9 protein-coding genes and 1 pseudogene are annotated in these 6,966 nt (G+C 32.4%); 9 read left to right on the top strand and 1 reads right to left on the bottom strand.

The window, feature by feature from the left end:
• Nucleotides 1–410 precede the first annotated feature (410 nt).
• Together AC3AX0_RS04880 and AC3AX0_RS04875 are read left to right on the top strand one after the other, a co-directional pair.
• Nucleotides 411–1,256 (top strand): stalk domain-containing protein, encoded by an 846-nt coding sequence (locus tag AC3AX0_RS04880; protein WP_487549185.1) that lies wholly within the window; start codon nucleotides 411–413, stop codon nucleotides 1,254–1,256.
• Nucleotides 1,257–1,430: 174 nt separating this feature from the next.
• A complete protein-coding gene (locus tag AC3AX0_RS04875) occupies nucleotides 1,431–1,613 on the top strand; it encodes a hypothetical protein (protein WP_487549184.1) in 183 nt (60 codons plus the stop codon).
• A 72-nt stretch (nucleotides 1,614–1,685) separates the two neighbouring features.
• Here AC3AX0_RS04875 and AC3AX0_RS04870 read toward each other — a convergent pair whose 3' ends face one another.
• Nucleotides 1,686–1,913 (bottom strand): alpha/beta hydrolase, encoded by a 228-nt coding sequence (locus tag AC3AX0_RS04870; protein WP_487549183.1) that lies wholly within the window; start codon nucleotides 1,911–1,913, stop codon nucleotides 1,686–1,688.
• 436 nt (nucleotides 1,914–2,349) lie between these two features.
• On the opposite strand from AC3AX0_RS04870, the gene AC3AX0_RS04865 reads away from it, so the two are divergent.
• The 7 genes and pseudogenes from AC3AX0_RS04865 to AC3AX0_RS04835 all read left to right on the top strand — a co-directional run.
• The gene (locus tag AC3AX0_RS04865) at nucleotides 2,350–2,781 is read left to right on the top strand and encodes an acyl-CoA thioesterase (RefSeq protein WP_487549182.1); all 432 of its coding nucleotides are present in this window, start codon (nucleotides 2,350–2,352) and stop codon (nucleotides 2,779–2,781) included.
• A gap of 139 nt (nucleotides 2,782–2,920) precedes the next feature.
• Nucleotides 2,921–3,388 carry a hypothetical protein gene (locus AC3AX0_RS04860; protein WP_487549181.1) on the top strand — a complete coding sequence of 156 codons (468 nt, stop codon included), beginning with the start codon at nucleotides 2,921–2,923 and terminating at the stop codon, nucleotides 3,386–3,388.
• Nucleotides 3,389–3,849: 461 nt separating this feature from the next.
• Nucleotides 3,850–4,707, top strand: a complete 858-nt coding sequence (locus AC3AX0_RS04855; protein ID WP_487549180.1) for an AAA family ATPase — start codon at nucleotides 3,850–3,852, stop codon at nucleotides 4,705–4,707.
• 26 nt (nucleotides 4,708–4,733) lie between these two features.
• Complete coding sequence (locus AC3AX0_RS04850; RefSeq protein WP_487549179.1) at nucleotides 4,734–4,910, top strand: hypothetical protein; 177 nt, start codon at nucleotides 4,734–4,736, stop codon at nucleotides 4,908–4,910.
• Nucleotides 4,911–4,915: 5 nt separating this feature from the next.
• Nucleotides 4,916–5,053, top strand: a pseudogene (locus AC3AX0_RS04845) (threonine synthase); the annotation flags it as partial.
• Between the two features lie 222 nt (nucleotides 5,054–5,275).
• On the top strand, nucleotides 5,276–6,664 hold the full coding sequence (locus AC3AX0_RS04840; protein ID WP_487549178.1) for an ATP-binding protein: 1,389 nt from the start codon (nucleotides 5,276–5,278) through the stop codon (nucleotides 6,662–6,664).
• A 16-nt stretch (nucleotides 6,665–6,680) separates the two neighbouring features.
• Nucleotides 6,681–6,966: DUF3010 family protein (locus AC3AX0_RS04835; RefSeq protein ID WP_487549177.1), on the top strand; the 286-nt coding region annotated here is incomplete at its 3' end.

Below are 6,966 nucleotides of genomic sequence, written 5' to 3'. Positions count from 1 at the left end.
ACAGTTGAAATAGGAACTGGAGTCAAAAAATCGGCAGCAGTTCAATAACTTTCACTCATGGATTATATCAGAATGGAATACTCGTTGCCCTGGCTGAGACAATTACAGTGCTTATGGATGAACTTACTAGAAAATCAAAACCTCTTTCTGATGAAACAAAAGAGGCTTTGAATAAATATAAGGTTTAACAAATATAAACGATCAGGCTGAGAGGTTTGATCGTTTTATATTACATAGAGTTATATCTTTATTTTCTTTTCTATCGATGGGGTTACAATTATTCTGGTGTACATATCGAAGTCAATGTGTCTTGGTTGTTTTTGTTGCGAGAACATTTCTGTAATAATGTTGGAAAGAATACCCGATTTGTTATATAATAGCAGATAAGTAATGAAATATTAGGAGACAAAATGAAAAAGATAGTATTTATGGTATTGGCTTTTATGATGTTGAACATTGTTTTTAATTGTTGTGAGCCAGTATATGCAGATAATGATGTAAATAGATATGAGGTCGAGTCATCAGTAAAGATAAATGATTCATATCTTTATTCGGATACGCCACATATATTGACAGGTGATACTGTATTTGTAGTTGGTCGATATCTTGTAGAGGCCCTTGGCGGTACAATAGAATGGTTTGAAGATAAAAAAACGGTAAGGATGACACTAAACGAGAAAGTTATTGAGATTGCAATTGGTACTATTGATGGGACCGTTGACGGTATAGATGTTGAGTTGTACAAAGCTCCTTTCATTAAAGAAGGTAGGACTATGATTCCCTTAAGGTTTGTATCCGAAAATTTTGGTTGTCAGGTATCCTGGAATCAAAGTACATATACGGTTGATATTAAAAGTGAAAACGAAGATATACTGGAAGCTTATACTTATGACAGGGAGTATACCGATGAGGATTTGAATCTGTTGTCAAAGATTGTTACCGTAGAGTCTGGAGATGCCTCTCTGGAATTGGCTATGGCTGTTGCCAATACAATACTGAACCGCGTCGAGGATGATGGATTTCCTGATACCATTGAAGGTGTGATTTATCAAGTGGACGAACATGTGCAGTTTCCACCAGCACACAAGGAGTCCTTTGAAACACTTGAGCCAAAGCCCATCAGTATAGCTGCGGCAAAAAAAGCTCTTGAAGGCGTTAACAATATTGGTGATAGTTTATATTTCAACTACCTGCCATTTGAATCGAAAACCGATGATTTGATTAGTATTATTGATGGAGAATATTTCTATCGTTAATTGGATTTACAATAAAATCTCCGCAGTTCTTTGTTGCTAAAGAACTACGGAGATTTTTTGCTTTATACAGACTAACCTAGCATTTTTATGATTACAAATTTGCTCTATCTGAGCAGGTGATGTATAATTATGATATAGAAAAGAAATATTTGTTTTGGGAAGGAGGTAATTTATATGACATACAAAGTGCATAGATTTCAGATAGATAAAGAAATTGATGAAGTGGATTTAGAAAAATATTTAAATAATCTTGAAGGAGAAGTCATATCAATCATACCAAATATAATTCCAAAATTTCATATGATGGGTGCTACAGCAGGATATGATTATTTGCTTGTTGTTGAGAAAATTATTTAATGAAGACAAAAAAACTCCACAGTCCTTTGTTATAAAGGTATTGTGGAGATTGTTTTTTGTTGGTCTATTGGTTTATGAAAGCTTATCATTTATAAAACTGCAAATATCCGTCAAAGCTTCAGTTGCTTCGGTGAACATAGGTGCCAGAATTGGAAATGCATGAACCATATTCTCATATTTATGGAGCTCGGATTCACCCTTGTATTCTTTTACTTTTTTATGGAAATTGACGGTATCGTCATAGTGGATTTCATGAGTATGACAGGAACCAGAGATGAAACCTCCACCGTGAATATACATAATGACTTTATCATCGGGAGTTCCTTCAATATCAATCTATTCTCCATGGATGCCATCAACATCTACTTCACTAATCAGAGCGTCTTTTATCCTTTTATTCATGTCAATTGAAGCCTTGCCTATATCGGCTCTAAACTCTTGAACTGAAAAAGATTCATCGATGGTTTCTCTTTTTAGTCTAAATTTGAAGGGTCAAAGTAGTACATCTTTGTCAACTCCACGAAAGCGAGTGTTGCTAGCACGGAAAGATTACCTTGAAAGTGAAATACCAATGTTTCAAGGAGTTTTACATAGTAACTTTCTTAAACCGTAAAAAAGTATACGCCGTATACCAAAATTGTATTTTGTCAAGTTGATTATTAATGATTTTGTCATGCATAATAATTGTGATATAATCTATGCCATTGAAAAGAATTTAAAAGATAAGGATACTTATATGTCAAAATTTAATAAAAATGAAATAACCTATGAAGCATTCCCCCTTAAAACCTACGATAAAATTCGTTTTGCCGATACGGATAAACTAGGCCATGTGAACAATGCTGTGTTTTCGACTTTTTTGGAAACTGGACAGTCTGAGATGTATGGTTTTGAATCAATGGTTAAAGAAAATAAATGTGGTGCTGTTATAGTCAGCAACAAGCTGGATTTGATTGGAGAAATAACCTGGCCTGGAACAGTTGAAATCGGTACTGCAGTAAAACATATTGGAAACAGTTCTGTTACTGTGCTACAAGGTCTTTTCCAGAATGGAAAGGTAGTAGCTAGAGCGGAAGTAGTTGTAGTTCTGATGGACATGATTACTCGAAAATCAAAATCACTTACGGATGAGATGAAAAGAGAGTTAAATGAATATATGATTGATTAGTTTAGCTTTGAAACACCTGCATTGCATGATTTGAATTGCTGTTCTATGAGTGAGTTGGAATAGGAGAGCGAAATGTTGAATTGTGTTATTGGATTAAAAAAGAACACTAAAAGTATTTGAAGGTATTTATAAACCATATTTGTACAAAAGTAAGGTATTTAAACGAGCTTATACATCTACTGTTGAAATTGATTATATTCAACTAAATCGATTGATTTTAGAGGGAACAAATCGCAGCTTTGAAGAATTACCAGCGTATAAAAGTTTATTAAACTTTAATTATCTTGAGCAGAAATTAATGGATAAATGGGGTATTTATGAACTAAATGCTGATATTTTGAGAACCTTGGATTTATATTATGATAAGACCAAATATAATCATGTTGCTGAAACTTTATCTGATGACAATGCTTTTCCTGGAATAGATATGGTTCGTTTTGGGGATACTATTGATGAATTTCTGGATCGTGAAATTTTTGAAAACATGTATGTGTTGGAGCAATTTGATAGATCAATTAAGTTGTTTAAGAAGTACTATTGCCGTCAGGTCTTTCTGAGAGGGAATACATTGATGGTCAAATATCATTACTCAGAAATCCAATATTAGGTAATGTTTTTTAGATTTAGATATATTGAAAGATTCGGCACAGGTATTAAGAGGATTAACATTCTTACGAAGGAGCTATAATTCAACCAGAGTTTAAAATATATACGAATTCTATTGAAATTAAACTCCCTGTTGTAAATAAAGGTGATACTATATTATCGCAGGATGAAAAAGCCATATATAATTTATAGAAAAAAAGGGCAGGGTAGAAGCACAAAATATATTAAAAAAGAGTAGTTTATGAATTATATAACATACCAAAATAGCTGTTTTGAGCAGGGTTAATTATATTCTGGATTTTTTGATTTTGAAAATCAGGCTGTTGAAGAGATGTGAGAAGAGCGATTAAACAATATAATAGAAAGAAAACACAAAATGTTTCAGTTATAATTGAAACATTTTGTGTTTTTTTGTAGAATTAAAGATATAATTGAAAGGAATAAGATAAGGGGAAGTATGATATGATTTATTTAAATGCATTTAATTTTCCGAATGAAAATAAGGAAATAAATTTTATTACAGAGATAAAAAGAACATGCTATGATTCTTTTTATCCTTTCAATATATTATCAAGATGTGAATTTGAAAGGATTGATTTTGAACCAATCACTATTCTATATGGAGGAAATGGTTCGGGAAAAACAACAGCCTTAAATGTGATAGCAGAAAAAGCAGGAATAAAGCGTGATTCTATATTCAATAAATCTAATTTTTATAGTGACTATTTAAAAATGTGTGATATGGAAATTGTAAAGGATATTCCTAAAAATAGCAGGATTATTACCAGTGATGATGTGTTTGATTATATGCTGAATATTCGTAACTTAAATGAAGGTATTGATCTAAAGAGAGAAGAACTTTTTGATGAATATATAGATACAAAGTATTCTAAATTTGTGTTGAAATCGATGGAAGATTATGAGCAGCTAAAAAAAGTCAATACTGTTAGAAGAAAAAGTCAATCTGGTTTTGTGAGGGATTCATTGATGGATAACATCAGAGAGTTGTCAAATGGAGAAAATGCTTTCAGATATTTTACTGAAAAAATAGGTGAAAATGGTTTTTTTATTTTAGATGAGCCGGAAAACAGTCTTTCGCCAAAACGACAGGTTGAACTGGTAAGATTCATTGAAGATTCTGCAAGATTTTTTGGATGTCAATTTATCATATCAACACACTCACCATTTTTACTTGCGACTAACAAGGCTAAAATATATGACCTTGATAGTAATCCAGTTGAAGTGAAGAAGTGGACAGAGCTGGAAAATGTGCGTACATATTATGAATTTTTCAAAAATTTTGAGAAGGAGTTTGATTAGAATTATTGTATTAGGAGGGCAATTAAATGGAAAGAAAAATTATGAAGTTGGTCAATGGATATGAGACTCAAGATGGAGCTGGAGTTAAGCTGGTTAGGGTTTTAGGCAATGAGGATACAATTGGTGATGGAGAAGTTCAGTGGCTTATGGCAGCATCAAGAATTCAGAGATTGAAGAGATACTGCTTAAAAATGGGAAATTGAGATTACTTGCTGCCAGAGGGATATATTGCGAACATACGACAGCTGCTAATTATGCTGCTTATTTGAATTACTGTGAAATAAACGGCAAGACAGCCGATTGTTTAATTCCAATATGTGGTGCAGGATTAAAGTCTGATCCTTAGAAAACATGTGAGTGAAGCAGAAAATTTATATATACCGTTAACAGTCATGTAAATATGAATTTAGACTTTCAATGTTTCAAATGCTGAATTTGTTAATGAGCAAACGAATTATGGAAGAAAACATTTTCTAATAAAAGGAATCAGACAGGTTGGAGTCCGTACATTAAATCATTATATTTGAAAGTATAATAATTTGGTGTATAATAATATTGAGGTGATATAATGAAGAAATTCGTAAATCGTTCTGATGAACTTGATTTCTTGAAAAATCAGTATGAGAGCTCGGAATCTTCTCTTATAATTATGTATGGAAGAAGACGAGTAGGAAAAACATCTCTTATAAGAGAGTTTATAAAAGAAAAGCAAGCTCTATATTATTTAGCTACAGAAGAAAATATCCATATTAATCGAAAGATATTTAAAGATGAAGTAGCAGACTTTACAAGTAACAGCTTATTAAGAGATGCATCTGTTGAAAGATGGGAGCCAATATTTGAAGAGCTTGCCAAGGTTGATGGTAAACCAATTATAGTTTTAGATGAATTCCAATATCTTGGAAAAAGTGATCCTTCATTCCCTTCAATATTTCAAAAGATCTGGGATACCATCCTTTTAGATAAAAATGTCATGGTTATTCTATGTGGTTCCTTAATTCCACTTATGACAGAACAGACACTTTCATACTCAAGCCCTTTATATGGAAGGAGTACTGGACAGATAAGGTTAAAACAAATTGAATTTAAACACTATAATCAGTTCTTTCCAAATGTAACAAATAGGGAATTAATTGAACTTTATAGCATCACTGGTGGTGTGCCAAAGTATACGGAAGCCTTTAAGTATACTGGTAATATAATTAAAGACATCAATACCAACATATTAAACCAGTCAAACATCCTTTATGAAGAGCCTTATTTTCTTTTAGGAAAAGAAGTTTCAGAGATAGGTAGCTATTTCTCAGTATTAAGAGCTATTGCAGCAGGAAATCATAAGCTTGGGAAAATATCTTCCTTTTTAGAAATAAAGCAAACCGGACTAACAAGATATCTCAATGTTCTTATGGATCTTGATATCCTAGTAAGAGAGGTCCCTGTCACTGAAAAGAACCCTGACAAAAGTAAAAAAGGGCTGTATAAGTTCAAGGATAACTATTTGCTTTTTTGGTTTAAGTTTATATACCCTAATAGGAGTCGTATTGAAGATGGCCATAAGCAGGATGTTCTCAATAAATTGGAAGTAAATTTGATCGACAGCCATGTTGCATATGTTTATGAAGATATTTGCCGTAGTGGTATGAGAAACATTACAGAGTTAAATGCTCTAAATATATCCTTAGATGCCGTCGGCAGATGGTGGGATAAAGATGAGGAGATTGATGTTGTTTCCCTTGATAACAGCGAAAATACAATAGTGTTTGGAGAATGTAAATATTGGGTAGATAAGGTTGGAATATCTGTTTTGAAAAATTTACAGAAAAAAGCCGCTGGTGTTTCTTGGAATGTCGCCAATAGGAAAGAAATCTTCATTCTTTTCTCAATCAATGGCTTTACCGAAGATTTAATTGGATTTGCAGAAGGCAATGAGAATATAGTTCTTCATTATGGTGTTTAAATAAAAGGAGAAATTTATGAGTACAAGAGTTTGTGGAATATCTGTATCAGGTGGAGATGCGATATTTGTAATATTAGAAGGTTTACGAAATGATTTTAAAATAATAAAGACAAATGTCAAAAAAATTGAATTAGATGATGATACTAATCAGGACCAAATAAAATCCTTTTATACTGCAGTAGAAGATTTTTTAAAGCAAAACCAAATTGATTCAGTTTTTATGAAAAAAGGTAATACAAGTGGGAAATTTTCAGCTAGTTCTAGGTCCTTTAAAATAGAGGCTTTAATACAATTGATGCCAT

This window comes from Dethiosulfatibacter sp. (genome assembly GCF_983023055.1).
The sequence above is the reverse complement of the archived record's forward strand: the minus strand, read 5'-3'. Positions and strand labels throughout refer to the sequence as shown.